This window comes from Acidimicrobiia bacterium (genome assembly GCA_030584185.1).
GTDB lineage: Bacteria > Actinomycetota > Acidimicrobiia > Spongiisociales > UBA11373.
In genome coordinates, this window is the sequence record CP129495.1 from 990,642 (window position 1) to 1,007,865 (window position 17,224).

At 70.5% G+C, this 17,224-nt stretch carries 15 protein-coding genes; 3 read left to right on the forward strand and 12 right to left on the reverse strand.

Annotated elements, in window-relative coordinates; genetic code table 11:
• Nucleotides 1–77: 77 nt before the first annotated feature.
• Both QY307_05040 and QY307_05045 read right to left on the reverse strand, forming a co-directional pair.
• Nucleotides 78–1,154, reverse strand: a complete 1,077-nt coding sequence (locus QY307_05040; protein WKZ83607.1) for a glycosyltransferase family 4 protein — start codon at nt 1,152–1,154, stop codon at nt 78–80.
• The gene (locus QY307_05045) at nt 1,151–2,410 is read right to left on the reverse strand and encodes a histidine phosphatase family protein (GenBank protein ID WKZ83608.1); all 1,260 of its coding nucleotides are present in this window, start codon (nt 2,408–2,410) and stop codon (nt 1,151–1,153) included. The genes QY307_05040 and QY307_05045 overlap by 4 nt, the downstream gene beginning before the upstream one ends.
• Between QY307_05045 and QY307_05050 the strand changes: the two genes are divergently transcribed.
• The gene (locus tag QY307_05050) at nt 2,402–2,584 is read left to right on the forward strand and encodes a hypothetical protein (GenBank protein WKZ83609.1); all 183 of its coding nucleotides are present in this window, start codon (nt 2,402–2,404) and stop codon (nt 2,582–2,584) included. The genes QY307_05045 and QY307_05050 overlap by 9 nt on opposite strands.
• Nucleotides 2,585–2,617: 33 nt before the next feature.
• On the opposite strand, the gene QY307_05055 is transcribed toward QY307_05050, so the two are convergent.
• From QY307_05055 to trkA, 7 genes are read right to left on the reverse strand one after another with little or no spacing between them, the layout of a single operon-like run.
• Entirely contained in the window at nt 2,618–4,672 is a 2,055-nt protein-coding gene (locus QY307_05055) for a sodium-translocating pyrophosphatase (protein ID WKZ83610.1), read from the reverse strand.
• A gap of 48 nt (nt 4,673–4,720) precedes the next feature.
• Nucleotides 4,721–5,257 carry a hypothetical protein gene (locus QY307_05060; protein WKZ83611.1) on the reverse strand — a complete coding sequence of 179 codons (537 nt, stop codon included), beginning with the start codon at nt 5,255–5,257 and terminating at the stop codon, nt 4,721–4,723.
• Nucleotides 5,254–6,750 (reverse strand): TrkH family potassium uptake protein, encoded by a 1,497-nt coding sequence (locus tag QY307_05065; protein WKZ83612.1) that lies wholly within the window; start codon nt 6,748–6,750, stop codon nt 5,254–5,256. Before QY307_05065 ends, QY307_05060 begins: the two co-directional genes overlap by 4 nt.
• A complete protein-coding gene (locus tag QY307_05070; GenBank protein ID WKZ83613.1) occupies nt 6,750–6,884 on the reverse strand; it encodes a hypothetical protein in 135 nt (44 codons plus the stop codon). Before QY307_05070 ends, QY307_05065 begins: the two co-directional genes overlap by 1 nt.
• The gene (locus tag QY307_05075) at nt 6,881–7,537 is read right to left on the reverse strand and encodes an NAD-binding protein (protein WKZ83614.1); all 657 of its coding nucleotides are present in this window, start codon (nt 7,535–7,537) and stop codon (nt 6,881–6,883) included. The genes QY307_05070 and QY307_05075 overlap by 4 nt, the downstream gene beginning before the upstream one ends.
• A complete protein-coding gene (locus tag QY307_05080) occupies nt 7,534–8,196 on the reverse strand; it encodes a TrkA family potassium uptake protein (protein ID WKZ83615.1) in 663 nt (220 codons plus the stop codon). Before QY307_05080 ends, QY307_05075 begins: the two co-directional genes overlap by 4 nt.
• Before the next feature lie 57 nt (nt 8,197–8,253).
• The gene (trkA, locus tag QY307_05085; GenBank protein WKZ83616.1) at nt 8,254–9,582 is read right to left on the reverse strand and encodes a Trk system potassium transporter TrkA; all 1,329 of its coding nucleotides are present in this window, start codon (nt 9,580–9,582) and stop codon (nt 8,254–8,256) included.
• Between the two features lie 96 nt (nt 9,583–9,678).
• Here trkA and nhaA point away from each other — a divergent pair, with 96 nt between their 5' ends.
• Together nhaA and QY307_05095 are read left to right on the forward strand one after the other, a co-directional pair.
• Entirely contained in the window at nt 9,679–11,046 is a 1,368-nt protein-coding gene (nhaA, locus tag QY307_05090) for a Na+/H+ antiporter NhaA (protein WKZ83617.1), read from the forward strand.
• On the forward strand, nt 11,043–12,281 hold the full coding sequence (locus tag QY307_05095) for an LCP family protein (protein ID WKZ83618.1): 1,239 nt from the start codon (nt 11,043–11,045) through the stop codon (nt 12,279–12,281). The genes nhaA and QY307_05095 overlap by 4 nt, the downstream gene beginning before the upstream one ends.
• Nucleotides 12,282–12,311: 30 nt before the next feature.
• Here the strand turns inward: QY307_05095 and QY307_05100 are convergent, their stop codons facing one another.
• From QY307_05100 to QY307_05110, 3 genes are all read right to left on the reverse strand, one after another.
• Complete coding sequence (locus QY307_05100) at nt 12,312–14,915, reverse strand: cation-transporting P-type ATPase (protein WKZ83619.1); 2,604 nt, start codon at nt 14,913–14,915, stop codon at nt 12,312–12,314.
• 135 nt (nt 14,916–15,050) lie between these two features.
• Nucleotides 15,051–16,649, reverse strand: a complete 1,599-nt coding sequence (locus QY307_05105) for a GerMN domain-containing protein (GenBank protein WKZ83620.1) — start codon at nt 16,647–16,649, stop codon at nt 15,051–15,053.
• Nucleotides 16,646–17,155 (reverse strand): sigma-70 family RNA polymerase sigma factor, encoded by a 510-nt coding sequence (locus QY307_05110; GenBank protein ID WKZ83621.1) that lies wholly within the window; start codon nt 17,153–17,155, stop codon nt 16,646–16,648. Before QY307_05110 ends, QY307_05105 begins: the two co-directional genes overlap by 4 nt.
• Between the last annotated feature and the right edge of the window lie 69 nt (nt 17,156–17,224).

The window sequence follows — 17,224 nt, forward strand, 5'->3', positions numbered from 1 at the left end:
GGGGTCGAGGGAGGGAACGAACTGGGTCCGGAAAGCCGGATCCGGTCAGTAGGTGTACGCCTGGCGGAGGGTGAATGTCAAGAACGCCCGGTCGTGGCGTCTCCGCCGAGGCCCTCCTCGAGCCGCGCCAGCACCGCATCCCACGAGTAGATCCGGGCGGCGCGGGCGGCGCCGGCAGTGCCCATCCGAACGCCCAGGTCGGGGTCGTCGAGGAGGAGACGAAGGGCCTGGGTGAGGGTGTCGAGCCCATCCACGACGAAACCGGTGACGCCCGCCTCGACCGTCTCCGGTGCTCCCCCCGAATCCCCGGCGACCACGGGGAGCCCGCTCGCCGCCGCCTCCAGGTACACGATCCCAAAGCCTTCGGCCTCCAGTCCGAACCAGCGCGACCGGCAGGGCATGGCGAAGACGGTCATCTCCCGGTACAGCCCGGGGAGGGCGGCGTAGGGAACGCCCACCTCGAAACGAGTGGGGACCTCGAGGCGGTCGGCCAGGCGTCGCAATGCCTTCTCGTCTCGCCCCCTGCCCACGACCAGCACCTCCACGGGCCGCCCTTCGGCGCGCAGCCGGGCGGCGGCGCGCAGCACGCGACGCTGCCCCTTGCGGGGCACGAAGCGGGACACACACCCCACCACCGGCGTCACCGGAGTCGCCGCCGCCGGCGAGAACTCGGGCCCCACGCCGGCACCGAGGGTGACCACCTCCCGATGGGTGAGACGGCGCACCCGACCGGCGATGAACCCGGAGACGCCGAAGAGGAAGTCGGCCCGCCGCAACGGGTAACGCACGAGCCGGCGCAGACCCGGAAACGCGGCGGGAAGGGTGACCTCGGCGCCGTGACACAGGACGGCGTAAGGGACCCCCGTCTCGCGACGCAGTGCCGGTCCGGCATGGGCGAGCGGATGAGGGGCGCCGAAGAGCACGACGTCGGGGCGAAACTCGGCGATCTCGGCGGCGATCCAACGGCGGGTTCGTCGGGTCGGCCACATGAACCGACGCCGCCCGCGGCGCACCGCGGGGTCGGCGGTGGCTTCGTCGTCGCGCGGCGCCAGCACCCGGACGTCGCCACCGAGGGCCGCCACCAGCCCGGCCAGGTACTGCTGGATCCCGCCGGGCCGGGGCGGGTAGTCGTTGGTGACCAGAAGCACCCTCATGTCGCCGAAAGGTTGTAATCGACCAGGCGGAGCCTCCCGTCGATCCGTTGCACATGGGTGATGCTGGTGTTTCCCGGAATGTCGAGCAGCCGCTGCTCCGGCCATCGCAAGCCGAGGACCCGCCCCGCCAGCGTCCAGATGGCGCCGCCGTGGGTGAACAGGGCGGCGCGCTCGGCCCCGACGACCTCGGCCACCCTCTCCACCACCGCCTGCATGCGGGAGCCGGCCGCCTCGAAGGTCTCTCCCGAGCCGCCGCGCGGATCGTCCCGCCCCTCCTCGAACACCCGATGCCACTCGTCGGCGAAGCGCTCCTGGATCTCCGATGTGGTCAGGCCCTCCCAGGTGCCGAAATCGATCTCGATCAGGTCGGACTCGAGCTGGACTTCGAGGCCGAGCCGGGCGGCGTAGGCGGCCGCCGTGGTCCGGGTGCGCTCCAGGGGCGAGGAGAGGATCCGGGATGCCGGGGGGAGAGCGGACGCCGCCGCCGCCGCCTGCACCCGGCCATGGTCGCTGAGAGGGCCGTCGGTTCGGCCGTGCCACTGGCCCGAGCGGTTGGCTTCGGTCTCGGCGTGACGAACCAGCATCAGTGTGCCGGCACCGTCGGGGAGCGAGCCGGCGTGCCGGGCGTCGTTGTAGGTCTGCAGGTGGAATCGATCGCCCGCAACCACCGTCTGGGTGATCGAGGCGTTGCGAACCCGCTCCAGCGGCCATGGGCGCGCACCCGGCCCGAAGCCGAGCCGGTTGCCCATCACGGCGTGAACGTTGCCGCCGTGGGTGACCACCAACACCCTCGATCCGTGGGGCGTCGACTCGACCAAGGCGTCGAGGGCGCGCTCCACACGGGCGGAGAAACCTGGCCACGACTCGCCGCCGCCCATGGCGATCGGCTCCCCCGACGACCAGGCGGCAGACTCTTCGGGGTAGCGCTCCACGACCTCGTCGCGGGTGAGCCCCTGCCACCGGCCGATGTCGATCTCCCGCCAGGCCGGATCGGGGACGGCATCGAGGCCGGCCAACGCCGCCGTCTCCATGGTGCGGGGGAGATCGGAGACGATCACGCGATCGAACTCGTACCGGCCAAGGCGCTCTCCGAGAGCCTTGGCCTGGGCGCGTCCCCTCGCCGACAGCCCGTGACCGCCTTGGCCTTGCCAGACGCCACCGGCGTTGGCGTCGGTCTCGGCGTGGCGAACGAAGGTGATCTCGATGCTCAGGCGATGGCTCCGCGGTCGGGGTCGTAGGCTAAACCCATGCTCCACGTGCTCAATCTGCAGGCCGAGCCGGGCGGTCCCACACTCCCAGACGACGCCGGGGCGGCCTTGGTGTGGCTGGTGTTCGCCGGGATCATCACCGGCCTGTGGATCCTGGTGAGCCGCACCCGGCGCCGCGCCGAGCGCGAGTTCTGGGAGCGCAAGCGACGCCAGAACGGTTGAGGGCGGCCCTCTGGTTCCTCGCCCGGTCCTCGCCTAGACGAAGGCCGAGGCGAAGATCAGCGAGACGATGGTCATCACCTTGATGACGATGTTCATCGCCGGACCGGCGGTGTCCTTGAAGGGGTCCCCGATGGTGTCGCCCACGACCGCCGCCTTGTGGGCGTCGGAGCCCTTCCCCCCGTAGGCACCGGCCTCGATGAACTTCTTGGCGTTGTCCCAGGCGCCACCGGCGTTGGCCATGAAGATGGCCAGCAGGAACCCGGTGATGAGCGCCCCGGCGAGGAACCCACCAAGGGCCTCGGGGTCGATGAACCCGATCGAGAGCGGCAGGATCACCGCCAGGGCACCCGGGATCACCATCTCCCTGAGCGCCGCAGCCGTGGAGATGTCGACGCACCTGGCGTACTCGGGCCGGGCGTCCTCGCGGCCCTCGCGCAGGCCGGGGATCTCGCGGAACTGACGCCGCACCTCCTCGATCATCTGATTGGCGGCCCGGCCCACGGCCTTGATGGTGAGGGCGGCGAACAGGAACGGGAACATTGCGCCCAGGAACAGGCCGACCGTGGTCTCCACCCGGATGATGTCGATCACTTCGAGGCCGACCGCCTCCTTGAAGGTGAAGAACAGGGCAAGGGCGGTGACCGCCGCCGAGGCGATGGCGAAACCCTTGGCCACCGCCGCCGTGGTGTTGCCCAGCGAGTCGAGGGCGTCGGTGGCCTGGCGCACCTCCTTGGGGAGGTGGGCCATCTCGGCGATGCCGCCGGCGTTGTCGGCGATCGGCCCGTAGGCGTCCACCGAGACGGTGATTCCCAGCGTGGCGAGCACGCCGATGGCGGCGATGGCGATCCCGTAGATCCCGCCGTCGGCAAAGGCCAGCTCACCCGCCCAGTAGGCCCCGGCGATGCCTGCGGCGACGACGATCACCGAGAACGCCGCCGAGCGCATCCCGTCGGCGATGCCGGCGAGCACCACGGTCGCCGGGCCGGTCCCCGACTGCTTGGCGATGTTCTTCACCGGCCTCCAGTGATCTGAGGTGAACATCTCGGACAGCTGGCCCACCGCCAGCCCGACGGCGAGCCCGATCACCACCGCCAGGAACAGCCCGAGGGCGTTGTCCACGTCGGCCTTGTCGCCGAACATCCAGAAGGACAGCCCGAGCACTCCGAGCACGGTGAGGCCGGCGGCGGCGTAGGTGCCCCGATGCAGGGCCGCAGCCAGGTTGTCGCCGCGGGGTCGCACCAGGAAGGATCCGAGGATGGATGCGCCCATTCCCACGGTCGCCACCGCCAGGGGGAACACCAGCGCCATCGCCTGGAAGTCGGTTCCGGCGAAGACGAATGCGGCGAAGGCGATGGGGGCGATCAGCGAGCCCACGTACGACTCGAAGAGGTCGGCGCCCATCCCGGCGACGTCGCCGACGTTGTCCCCCACGTTGTCGGCGATCACCGCCGGGTTGCGGGGGTCGTCCTCCGGGATTCCGGCCTCCACCTTCCCCACGAGGTCGGCGCCGACGTCGGCAGCCTTGGTGTAGATGCCGCCGCCGACGCGGGCGAAGAGGGCGATCGAGGAGCCGCCCAGGCCGATGGCGGTCAGCACCTGGAACGGCTGGTCGACCTCGAGCCACTCCACGAAGACCAGATAACCGAGCGCCAGTCCGAGAAGGCCGAGCCCGGCGACGGAGAAGCCCATCACCGCCCCGCCCCGGAAGGCGAGCGGGAGGGCGAGGCGCACGCCACCGACGCGCGCCGCTTCGGCGGTGCGGGTGTTGGCGGCGGTGGCGATCCGCATCCCGGCGAATCCGGCGGCGGCGGAGAGGATGGCGCCGAACACGTATGCGATGGCGCCCCACGGCCGGCCGTAGTCGAGGAGCAGGAAGATCAGGGCCGCCATGGCGACGACGAAACCTGCGACCCAGGTGTACTCGCGCCTGAGAAAGGCCATGGAACCCTCGCGGATCGCGGCTGCGATCTCCTGCATCCGCTCGTTGCCCGGAGGCGCAGCCAGCACCTTGCGGGCGTACCAGACGGCGAGCAGCAGGCCCAACGCGCCGGCGGCGACGGCGGCGTACAACCAGAATTCGGTTTCCACGGGTCTTCCTCCACGACGATGCGGTGGCGGAAGTATAGGAAGGGAGTCTCAGCCCCTTCGCCCGACCAGACGCGGCAGCACTCCCAGCGCCAGCATGAGGCCGCCGACGATCACCGCCCAGGGGCGCCACGGGTCGTCGATCTCCCGCTCGGCCGCCTCCAGGACCACGGAGTGGACCTCCAGATACGACTCTCCGCCCCGCTCCTGGTCGTGGTGCCGCCACTCTCCCGTGGCCACCACGATCGGCCCCCGAACCCGATACCCGCCGGGGCGCTCCACGCCGAGAGCGTCGAACTCGGCATTGGGGATGCGCGCCCCGATCCCCGAGTTGGAACCGGCGACGGGGTTGCCCTCTCCCAGCGGAGCGTCCACATACGGGTCTCCGTTGATCTGCACCCACACGTGAACGTCGCGGCGCATGAAATCGCCGACCAGCTCGCCGCGTACGGTGATCTCACCGACCAGATCCGAGTCGTAGGCGGCGGAATCGGCGAGGAGATCGGTGACCGCCACCGTGTCGCCGGCCAAGGCGGGGGCAGCGGCCAGCAGGGAGGCGGCGGCGAAGGCGGCGATCCGGAACCTCATCGGCCCCGCACCCAAGCCACGATGAACCCGACCAGGGCGAACACGGCCACGAACTCGAGCCTTCCCAGCCACATCTGCCCCATGTAGGTGACCTGGAGCAGCACCGGCATCGAACCGTCGGTGATCCCGACGCTGAGCCCGACGTTGGCCCCGGCGCTCACCGACTCGAACAGGGCCGCCTGAAGCGATGCGCCATGGGCGATCCCGACCCCGGTACCCACCAGGTACATGGCCACGTAGAGCAGGGAGACGGTCAGCACCGCCTGGGCCAGGGCCGGGGTGAGCCGACGTTTCCCGCCCTGGCGGTAGGTCTGGGCGACCACGGCGTGCTGGGGGAGCAGCACCTGGCGAACCTGGTCCCGGATCACCTTCAGGGTCAGGCCGACCCGCAACGACTTGACCCCGCCGGCGGTCGAGGAGGCCATGCCTCCGAGGGCCATCGCCACCGCTATGCCGCCGAAGGCGAGGCCCGACCAGGCGGCCATCTCGATCGAGGGAACGGTGGCGAATCCGGTTCCGGTGTGCGCCGAGAGCACGTGGAACAGCCCCTGCCGGGTGAGCCCGACGGCGTCGGTGTAGATGCCCAGCGCCGCCAGGCCCCCCAGCGTGACCACCAGGGCGGCGACGAAGGTGCCGACGATGGTGCGGGTCTCCAGGTTGCGCATGGCATCACGGCTTCGGCGACGCCACAGGGCGAAGTGGAGCCCGAAGGAGAGCGCCCCGGCCACCATGAGGATGGCCGCCACCGCCTCGAACCACACCGAGTGGTAGTAGCCGAGGCTCGTCGACTGGGGGGCGAACCCACCGGTGTCGAACCCGGCGAAGAAGATCATGAGCCCATGGAAGAGGGCGCGGATCGGATCGAGACCGACGAGGAACACCCCGACGAGGGCGAGGAGCGCCACTCCGAACACCAGGTGCACCAGGCTCACCGCCCAGATGAAGCGTGCCGTCGAGGTGACCGACGGGAAGATCTTCTCGTCGCGGGCCTCCCCGTAGTAGAGGGTCATCCCGGCGCCTCCGGCGAACAGCGAGATGGCGGCGAGCACGATGCCCTGCCCGCCGAGGAAGTGCAGCAGATGGCGCCAGAAGTTGAGCGACGGGGCGAGATGATCGAGGTCCTGCATCACCGAGAGCCCGGTGGTGGTGAGCCCGCTGAGGGCGTCGAACACCGCGTCGAGAGGGTCGGCGAAGTGCCCCGAGAGCCAGAAGGGGATGGCCCCGATTATGGGCACCAACAGCCATGTGAGCGCCACGACCACCATCCCGTGCGACCAGTCGAGCCGCGACTGCTGGTGGCGCAGCGAGGTTCCGGCGGAGCCGAGCACGGCGAAGACGCCCGCCATGAGGACGAACGACGAGAACGGGCCCCACTCCCTCCCGATGGCCGCCCAGGCGGCCGGAAGCAGCGATGCCGCCGCCATCACGGTCGAGATACGCCCCAGGAAGTGGCCGATGAGGCGAAAGTCGTCGGCGTCGGGGCGAACCAGCATCAGACCAGGGCCAGCGCCACCAGGGCGATGACGAAGGCGATGGCGACAGACACCCCGACCGCCGCCGCCTCCCAGCCGAACACGGTGAGGCCACTGAGCAGGCGCGTACCCCAGGAGCGCCGCGGCCGGGTCACGAGCCGTTCCCGCAGAGGGTGTCGCGCACCTTGGGCTCCAGGTCCAGCGAGGTCACGGCGACGACCCGGTCACCGGGCCGGATCACGGTGGTGGCTCCGGGCACTGTCGCCAGGCCCTCCGGGTCCACCACGGTCACCACCAACGACTGGCCGGGGAGGTCGAGGTCGGCGATCCGTCGCGGCGGGCACGACGACGGGATCTCCACTTCGATGAGGCTTATCGCTCCGCCGCCGATGAGGGTCACCCGCTCCAGCTGCTCGCGGTCGATCTCGCGTTCGATCACCTCGCCGATCAGGTCGGTGACGGCGACCACCGGGATCCCCAGCGCCTTGAACGTGGCCCGGTTGCGCGGGTCGTTGAGCCGAGCAAGTGTGCGCCGCGCCCCGAGCGTGGTCCCCAGCTCGCAGGCGACCAGGTTCACCTCGTCGAGCCCGGTCACGGCGAGGAGCCAGTCGGCCCGGGCCACCTCCGCCTCGGTCAGGATCGCCGGGTCGGTGCCGTCGCCGCGTATCACCAGCACTTCGACCTCCTCGGCAAGCCGCTCGGCGTGGGCCACGGACTCCTCGACGACCACCACCGAGTTGCCCGTCTCCACGAGCTGACGAGCGACGTACCCGCCCACCTTGCCACCGCCGACGAGCACCACCCTCATGTCTCGCCCCCTTCGGCGGCGAGGAAGGCCCGCAGCTCCCGCTCGGATCCGAGCTTCACGCCGGCGACCACTATGTCGCCGCTCTCGAGTGCCATCTCCGGGTCGCCCACCATCACCTTGTCGCCGCGACGCACAGCAGCCACCCGGAGCCGTCCCTCCCTCTCCAGGGCGCGAATGGTGACCCCGGAGGCGTGGTCACCGACCACCATCTCGAGCACCTGGACGTCGCCGCTGGGGAACGACACGTGGTAGGCGAAGTCGGGCTCGCGGATCCGCTCCACCATCACCTGGGCGACCAGGTGGGTCCCGGCCACGAAATCGACGTTCAGCGCCCGGTACGACCGCTCCCGAGTCGGATCATCGAGGCGGGCGATCGAACGCGACACACCGAACACCTCCTTGGCGATCTGGGCGGCCATCAGGTTGGCGTTGTCGGAGTTGGTGACCGCCAGGAAGGCGTCGGCATCCTTGATCCCGGCCTCGATCAACACGTCGACGTCGTACACCATCCCCTGGTGAAAGGTGCCGTCGAAGGAGAGGCCTAGGGCGTCGGCCGACTCGGGGCGGCTGTCGACCACCGATACGTCGTCTCCCGCTCCGGAGAGGAGCAGGGCAACCTGGCGGCCCACCCGACCGCAGCCCGCGATGACCACCCGCATTGTTGCGAGTGTAGGAAGCCGAACTGCAGCTCCGGCGCCACCTGCGGCCGAGACGCCTCAGGCGAACAGCTTCTCCAAGGAGCGCACCGCCTCGGGGAGCACGATGGCGATCAGCCGGTCGCTGGCCTCGATGACCGTGCTGCCGTGGGGGATGAAGGCGGTATCGGCGCGGATGACGCCGCCGACGATTGCCGATTTGGGCAGGCTCACCTCGGTGAGGGTCTTGCCGATCGCCGAGCTGGCGGCGCCCACCTGGAGCTCGATGGCCTCGGCTTCGGTGTCCTGGAAGGTGGTGACCGAGTGGATGGTGCCCCGGCGAACCAGGCGCAGGATCTCGTTGGCGGCGGCGAGTCGCGACGACACCCCGGTGTCGATGCCGTGACCGGCGAGCAGGGAGACGTACTCGAGCCGCCGGAACCGAGAGATGGCGAAGGGCACGCCCAGGCCCTTGGCCACCAGGCAGCCGAGGATGTTGATCTCGTCGCGACCGGAGAGCCCGAGCACCACGTCGGCCTTGGCCACGCCTGCACCTTCGAGCACCCGGGTGTCGGTGGGATCACCACAGATGACCTCGAGGCGACCCCGGCGCTTGGTCAAGGAGCGACAGGCCTCGGAGTCGGCATCGACCAGCGTGGTCTCGATCCCGGCATCGGCGAACTTCTCGGCGGTGAGCACGCCCAGCCGGGTGGCACCGAGGATGACGGCCCGACGCGCCGGGTGCTCGCTCACCCCCATGAGGCGAAGCGCCTCGCCCGACGAGTTCCCGGAGGCCACCACCAGGACGTGATCCCCGGCCTGGACCATGGTGTCCGCCCGGGCGATGAAGGTGGCGCCGTCGCGCACCTTGGCGGCGACGATCCAGTCCCAGGCGGTGACCCGCTGCCGCAGAGCCCGCAGGGTGATCCCGTCCAGAGGCGAGTCGGGCTGCACCCGCCCGCCGAACAGGCCGATCCTGCCGTCGGCGAACTCCCTCACCTCGGACACACCCGAGTGGCGAGCGAGCAGGACGAGCTGCCGGGCCAGCGCCTCAACCGGATCGATGACGATGTCCACACCCTGGGCCTCGAGGCCGTCGCGCAGCGTCGGATCCTGGACTCTCGCCACCCGCCGCTCCACGCCGAGCCGGGCCGCCGCCCCGCAGGCGAGGACGTTCACGGCGTCGGACGAGGTGACGGCGATGAGCAGGTCGATGGCAGCGACGCCGGCGCGCTCCTGGGCCTGGATGCTGGCGCCGTTGGCCACCACCACGCGACAGTCGACCCGCTTCTCCAGTTCGGATGCGGCGACCGGATCGACCTCCAGGACCAGGACCGAGTGCCCCTCGTCGGTGAGCCTCGCGGCGAGGTGGGAGCCGACGGTTCCGGCCCCGACGATGGCGATGCGCATGTGACCTCGAAAGGGTGGGGAGAGAAAAACACTAGCGACCCAGCGGTGGCAGTCATCGAACGACCCCACCCCCCGCGGCCACTACTCTGCCTCATCGTGCCGCCACCGCCGCCTCCGCGCGATCACGTCACATGGATCACCTCGGACCGGGCCCTCCCCAGCCGGTTCGTGCGTCCCCTGCTGCGCTTCGCCCACGTCGAAGAGGTGGGGGGCATCGTCCTGCTGATCTCGGCGGCCATCGCCCTCTTCTGGGCCAACGCTCCCTTCGGCGACTCCTACGAGAGTTTCTGGAACACGCCGATCGAGTTCACACTGGGTTCATTCCACATCGAAGAGACCCTTCGCTTGATGGTCAACGACGGCCTGATGACGATCTTCTTCTTCGTCGTCGGCCTGGAGATCAAGCGGGAGCTGGTGACCGGCGACCTTCGCAACCCCAAGGCTGCTGCCCTCCCGGTGGTGGCGGCGCTCGGCGGCATGATCGTCCCGGCCGCCATCTTCCTCGCCTTCAACGGCGGCACCGACGCCTCGCACGGCTGGGGAATCCCCATGGCCACCGACATCGCCTTTGCCGTGGGGGTGGTGGCACTAGTGGGTCACCGGGTTCCCATCGGAGCCAAGCTGTTCCTGCTGGCCCTGGCGATCGTCGACGACATCGGGGCCATCCTGGTGATCGCCGTCTTCTACACCGAGGACCTCGCCATCGGTTACCTGACGGCGGCCATCGTCACCCTGGTCGTGATCAGGCTGTCGGCACGAGCCCACGTCCGATCGATCCTCTTCTACGCCGTAGCCGGCACGGTCGCCTGGTTCTTCCTTCTGGAGAGTGGCGTGCACGCCACCCTCGCCGGGGTGGCGCTGGGGTTGATGACCCCGGCACGGGCGATGTACACCGACCGTGAGTATCACGAGCGGGCTTCGCGCATCCTCGACCGATACGAGTTCGACGCCTCCGCCCCCAGCGGACCCGACCGGGTGGATCACGAGGCGCTCGCCCTGGCCCAGATCGCCCGCGAGTCGGTGTCGCCGCTCGCCCGGATCGAGGACGCCCTCCTCCCCTGGTCTTCGTTCCTCGTGGTTCCCCTGTTCGCCCTGGCCAACGCCGGGGTCTCGTTCCGCGGGGTGAGCCTCGCCGATTCGATCACCCATCCGGTCGCCCTCGGCGTGGCCCTGGGCCTCCTCGTGGGGAAGATGGTCGGGATCACCTTCTTCGCCTGGCTGGCGGTGCGCCTCCGGCTGGGGGTGCTCCCGCTGCACACCCGGTGGGGCCACATCGTGGGCGTCGCCACGGTCGGCGGGATCGGCTTCACGGTGGCGCTGTTCGTGGCCTCACTCGCCTACACCGACCCGACCGTCATCGACCTCGCCAAGACCGGCATCTTCGCCGGCTCGCTGGTCGCCGGCATCACCGGGTTCCTGCTGCTCAGGTTCCTCCCCGCCGGGCGTTCACCCAAGGGCCCGTGAGAGCGGGCACCGCACTCGCCGCCTGGACGCTGCTCCTGGGCGCCTGCGGCGGGGGTGCAGCAGCGACCAGCACCACGGTTCCTGCGGAGATCACGACCACCACGCGTTCGGCGACGACGACGGTGGCCGCCTCCTCCACGGAGGCGACGCTCGGACCGCCTCCCGAGACCCGCGCGGCGGTGACGGTTGCCTTCGAAGGCGAACCGGCTGCCGGCGCCGCCGTCGCCGGGTTCTACGCCTGGCTCGGGGACCGTTCGCGCCTGCTTCCCGACGTCCCGTTCGGCCTGGTGGACCATGTGTGGGCGGTGTCCTTCACCGAGGACGTCGACCTCGTCGGCAGCCTCTACGCCGCCGAGACCGAGGAGGGAAGCGTGGCGGTGGCGCGGGTGGACGACGACGTGGTGCTCCTGGTCGACGACGGCTCGGGTTGGAGGGTCGTCGGCGCCGACCTGACCCGCTTCGATCTTGGGCCTTGGTACGGCGATCCGATCCGCCACGTGCTGGTGCTCGGGTCCGACGCCCGGCCCGGCGAGTCGCAGCGCCTCTACCGCGCCGACAGCATCCACGTCCTCTCATCCAACGTCGATGCCCGGGCCGGGGCGATCATGGGGTTTCCCCGCGACACCCTCGTGGAGGCGTCGTACGGGGACGACAAGTTCACCCATGTCAACGCCGTCTCCGAGACCCACTCCGAGGAGATGGTCGAGATCGCCCGCAGCCTCTCCGGGCTGCCGATAGAGGGCTACCTGATCACCGGATTCAGCGGGTTCACCGCCCTGGTGAACGACTTCGGCGGAGTCCAGGTCCGGGTTCCCTACCCGATGGTCGACTGGCGGGCCGAGGCCAACCTGGTCGCCGGGCTCCAGCGGCTCTGGGGGGCGGCGGCGCTGGCATTCAGCCGGGTACGAAGCATTCCGGGAGGGGACTTCACGCGCTCGCTGCATCAGGGAGAGGTGATCGCCGCCGCCCTCGCCGCGATCCACGAGAGGAGCGTGACCGATCTGCCCGCACTGGTGGCGATCCTCGCCGATCACACCTGGACCGACCTCACACTGGAGCAGCTGCTCACCCTCGGGGCCCAGGCGTTCTACATCGACCCCGAGAAGGTGGGCAACGTCGTGTTGCCGGGTCGCTCGCAGCTTGTGAAGGGAGCGTCGGTGGTCGTCCTCGAGGAGGCAGGGGCCGAGAAGATCTACCGGGACCTCGACGACGGGAAGCTCGACGAGGCCGGGTGATCGGGCCGGATCGACCTCCCGGCCGCCGCCTCAGCGGCCCGCACGAGTGAGAACGACGAGCGAGAGGTAGGCGAGACCGCTGAGCGCCACCGCCAGTAGCACGGGGGCCGGGCCCAGCGGCACCACCTCGAAGAGGGCGGCTCCGACCGGCGTGTACAGCACGGCTGCCTGCAGCGCCACCGAGCCGGCGAGGGCCAGGGCGAGGGAGCGGTTGGGACGATCGCCCCGGGCCCGGACGGCGTAGGCGGCGGCCATCTGCACCAGGACCAGCGTGGTGAACACGGTGGTCTGCACCTCGGGCCACTCCAGGTCGAGGCCGTAGTGGGCCACGACCAGGGCGGCGAGGGTGGCCCCGGCCAGGATCACGCCGCGGGCCAGGAGATCCGGCCATCGCTTACGACCCAGGATGTCGCGCTCTCGATCCGGCGGACGGGCCATGACGTCGTCCTCCGGCGGGTCGACGCCGAGGGCGAGTGCCGGGAACCCGTCTGTGACCAGGTTGACCCACAGCAGCTGCGTCGCCAGCAGGGTCTCGCCCAGGCCCCCGAAGGCGAGGAACCCGACCACCATCACCAGGACCTCGGAGAGGTTGCCGGCGACCAGGAAACGCACCACCCGGGTCAGGTTGGCGAATATTGTGCGCCCCTCGCGCACCGCGGCGACGATGGTTGCGAAGTCGTCGTCGGCAAGGACCATGTCGGACGCCTCCCGGGCGACGTCGGTGCCACTCCCCATCGCCACCCCGATGTCGGCGGCGCGAAGTGCCGGAGCGTCGTTCACGCCGTCGCCGGTCATGGCGACCACCGCCCCCCGCCGCTGCCACGCCTCGACGATCTTCACCTTGTCCAGTGGGTCGATCCGGCTGTAGACCAAGACGCTCGGAGCGGCCTCGGCGAGGTCGGCGGCGGTCGTGGTCCGCAGGCGGCTTCCCGGCATCAGCGTCACGTCGCCGGCCTCCTCGGGGATGATGCCGACGCTCTGGGCGACGGTACGCGCCGTCACCTCGTGGTCGCCGGTGACCATCACCACTGTGATCCCGGCGCCCTGCGCCTCGGCGACGGCAGGCGCCGCCTCCGGACGGATGGCATCGGAGATGCCGACCAGGGCCAGCAGCACGAGGTCGCTCTCGGCGTCGTCGATCGTGGTCGGGGGGGAGTCGACGGTCTTCTCGGCGAGAAGGAGTGTTCGCAGGCCGTCGGCAGCCAGGTCCTGTGCTGCCTCCAGCACCCGGGCCCGCTCGCTCTCGTCGAGAGGGAGATCCCCGGCGGCGCCGGCGACCCGAGTGCAGCGTTCCAACACCGACTCCGGGGCCCCCTTTACCGCCACCCGCCATCCTCCGGAGGCCCGGTGCACCGTCGCCATACGCTTGCGGCCCGAGTCGAAGGCGAACTCGTCGTGCCGGGGAAAGGCGCCCCTGATGGCCGCCGGGGCGAGCCCGGCGATGACAGCAGCCTCGACCAGGGCGACTTCGGTGGCGTCGCCCAGCCAGCCTCCCGGCGCATCCACGGCATCGTTGCACAGCACCGCGACCTCGAGGAACCGGGGTACCCGCCGGTCGTCGTCGAGAGAGGCCAGAGACCAGGCCTCACCGGACACGTGGACCATCTGCACCGCCATCTGGTTGCGGGTGAGGGTGCCGGTCTTGTCGGTGCAGATCACGGATGCAGCACCGAGGGTCTCCACGGCAGGCAGTCGCCGCACGATGGCGTTGCGACGCGCCATGCGCTGCATCCCTCCGGCGAGGGTGATGGTGACCACCGTGGGCAGGCCCTCGGGAATGGCGGCCACGGCGAGCGCCACCGCCGTGAGGAACATGGTCTCGGCCGGGAACCCCCGGACCGATCCGCTGGCGAACACGAGCACGGCGGTGGCAGCGGCGACGAGTGCCAGGCGCTTGCCGACCCGGTCCAGCTCCACCTGGAGCGGAGTCGCCGGTTCGGCGACCTCCATGGCGGCAGCGATCCGGCCGAACTCGGTGCGGGCTCCGGTGGCGGTGACCACCGCCCGGCCCCGTCCGCTGGCGACGGTGGTGCCGGCGTGGACCATGCCTCTTCGATCCCCGATGGCGACCCCCACTGCCACCGCTGTCACGTCCTTCGCCGCGGCGAATGACTCGCCGGTGAGCATCGACTCGTCGACCTCGAGATGGGCGGATTCGACCAGCCGGGCATCGGCCGGGACCACCGAACCGGCTTCCAGGGCGATGACGTCCCCGGGCACGATCTCGGTGGCGGGGACCATCCGGGTCGCCCCGGATCGCCGGACGACGGCATCCGGCGCCGCCATCGTCTCCAGACGGGACATGGCGGCCTCGGCACGGAACTCCTGGGTGAACCCGAGCAGGGCGTTGAGGACCACGATGGCGGCGATCACTCCGGCGTCCACCCACTCCCCCAGGGCGATCCCGCTGACGGCTGCGGCAGCCACCAGGACCATGGCCAGCACGTCGGCGAACTGGTGGGCGAGCAGCCGCCACCACGGCGTCCTGGACTCGGGCTCGAGTCGGTTGGGGCCGAACTCGACGAGCCTACGCCCCGCCTCTTCGTTGGTGAGCCCTGCGGTGAGGTCGGTGCCCAGCGCCGCCGCCACCTCGTCGGCGGCGAGGTTGTGCCAGGCGGCAGTGGTGGGCTCCACGCCATGACGATACGGCTCCGGGGTCTGAGGGAAAAGCCGCCGACCACACCCACGACGGCACTGCAGCCCGCCGGCCTCCGACCCAGGCGGGTCGTATCACGCCGACGGGCTGCGGTGGCCGGGATCTCCGCCGGTTCAGTCTCCGGCGATGAAGAACTCCCAGGTGCCGTCTTCGAGGATCCCCACCCGGTACCCGACGTACCCACCGAACTCGGCGAAGAAGGCGAAGTCCTCGTCGTCGTACAGGGGACGCAGGGCTGCCCGATCGGCCTCGGGGACGTCGGCCCACTCGGGCCCGAAGGCCGACGGCCACACGTAGTAGAGCGGGTTGCCGTCACCGCCGATCGTGCCGTACGGCCTGGCCAGCAGCCCGGCCAGGTGGTACATGGGCCGACCGCCACGCGCCTCGTCCTCCTGCCAGAAGGCGATCGGGTCCTCGTCGGCACCGAAGGTGTAGGAGAAGCCTTGCCCCAGCAGCCGGTCCAGTTGCTCCCAATCGCACTCGATGGCGGCTTCCCAGATGGCGGCGCGCTTCCCGGCGACGGCGGCGGGGAGGGTCTCTTCCTGGTCGTCGATCGGGACCATCCCGGCATCGGCACCCGAGCACTCACCACCCATGGGAGGCAGGGTGCCCGTCACCACGGTGTCGTCGCCGCCCGGGACCAGCCACACCCGGTGCTCCCGGATGTTCGTCTGACGCCCATCCTCGGCTGATGCCTCCCAGGCGACCAGGCTGCCCCACTGCTCCTGCTCCACCTCGTAGGGGATGGACACCTGCCAGTCACCGCGACACCCCGTCCCGCAGGTGGCGGTGGCGAAGCCCTCCCACAGGATGAGGCCGTCGCCGTCGGTGAGGGCCAGGCTCACCGTCGCCTCGAACACGTTGGCACTGCCGGAGACGACCAACGGGTTGCCGGTGCCCGCAGGGTCCCCTTTCCCCACCCCGAGATGTGCCGGCGTCTCGATGAACACCGGCGGGAGCAGGTCCTCGAATCCGGCTCGAGTGGCGGGGTCGTCGACGATCACTCCCTCGCCGCCGAAGACGGTGGTGGGCTCACCTTCGATCTCGAAACGCACGCCGGTCACGCCATCGATGGCGGTGAGGGTGTACACGACCTGTGCCAACCGGGCGCGCATCGAGAACGACCCTCCACCGGATGCGAACTCGGTGGAGAGGTCGACCACAGCAGTACCCCCATCCATCTCGACCGAGTGGGCGACCGTGTCCGATGGGATGGCACTGCTGAGCGCTGGAGTCCCCTCCGACTGACCCGGGGTCGGGCTCGCCAGCAGCGCCCGAAGGGCGACGAGTGCAGGAGAGGAGGCCTGCCCGCTGTCCGAGAGCGTGGCCGACCACCCGGTCATGTCGACGGGAACCAGGAATGGCCCGGCGGCACCCTCGGAGACCTGGTCCATGAAGAGGTAGACGACCGACTCGACGTCGACCGGCACGGCAACGGTGGTGTCCACCCCATCCGAAGTGGCCGGGGCGAGGGTGGTCGACGACCCGCCGTCGGCGAACCCCGGCTCTGGGCCGCTGCGCAGAAACCACAGCACCCCGAACCCGGTGACCATCACGGCGATGGCGGCAACGGCCGCAGCCACCCAGCCCGGCATCCCGGCGCGTCGGCTCCCCGACACGATGCGATCGGCGACCGACATCGGCGCCCCGGGGAGCCCGTCGGACGGAGCAGGGTTGCGGCGCCTCATCTCGTCGAACGGGTCACGGCTCATCTCACACCTCTCTCCTGATCCCAGACCTCCGCCAGCCGGGCCCGGGCGCGATGCAGCCGCACGGCGGCCGCGTTCTTGGAACAGCCGAGTGCCCTGCCGATGGCGTCGGGGCCGAGGCCCTCCCACGCCGCCAGCATCAGCACCTCTCGATCGGATTCGCGGAGAGACTCCAGGACGGAGCCGAGCCCTGCCGGGTCGTGCTCGAGCCGACCTGCTGGGGCGTGGGCGGCGGCGCGAACGTGCAGGCGGTCCCGACGCCGATTCGCCCGCAGATGCGAGGCGACCACGCGCCGTGCCACGCCGTACAGCCAGGGCAAGGTCTCGGGCTCGGCCGGGACCCCTCGGATCCGCCGCCACGCCACCGTGAACACGTCGGCGGCGGCGTCGGCGGCGGCGTCGTGCCCGATCCGACGCGCCGCGTACCCGAACACCGCCCCGTAGTGGGTGGCGAACACGTCGCGAAACGCCTCTTCGGGCGACCATCGACCGGACCGGCTCACTGCCATGGCGCTCTCCATGCTCCTACATGTCCGGCAACTGCCGGGGATTACGCGGTTGGTCTCCGACGCCACTCG

Coding starts and splice junctions, on each gene's coding strand:
- QY307_05110 (WKZ83621.1), bottom strand. CDS start 17,155: ATGGCAGTGAGCCGGTCCGGTCGATGGTCGCCCGAAGAGGCGTTTCGC.
- QY307_05105 (WKZ83620.1), bottom strand. CDS start 16,649: ATGAGCCGTGACCCGTTCGACGAGATGAGGCGCCGCAACCCTGCTCCG.
- QY307_05075 (WKZ83614.1), bottom strand. CDS start 7,537: ATGAGGGTGGTGCTCGTCGGCGGTGGCAAGGTGGGCGGGTACGTCGCT.
- trkA (WKZ83616.1), bottom strand. CDS start 9,582: ATGCGCATCGCCATCGTCGGGGCCGGAACCGTCGGCTCCCACCTCGCC.
- QY307_05065 (WKZ83612.1), bottom strand. CDS start 6,750: ATGCTGGTTCGCCCCGACGCCGACGACTTTCGCCTCATCGGCCACTTC.
- QY307_05060 (WKZ83611.1), bottom strand. CDS start 5,257: ATGAGGTTCCGGATCGCCGCCTTCGCCGCCGCCTCCCTGCTGGCCGCT.
- QY307_05050 (WKZ83609.1), top strand. CDS start 2,402: ATGCTCCACGTGCTCAATCTGCAGGCCGAGCCGGGCGGTCCCACACTC.
- QY307_05080 (WKZ83615.1), bottom strand. CDS start 8,196: ATGCGGGTGGTCATCGCGGGCTGCGGTCGGGTGGGCCGCCAGGTTGCC.
- QY307_05040 (WKZ83607.1), bottom strand. CDS start 1,154: ATGAGGGTGCTTCTGGTCACCAACGACTACCCGCCCCGGCCCGGCGGG.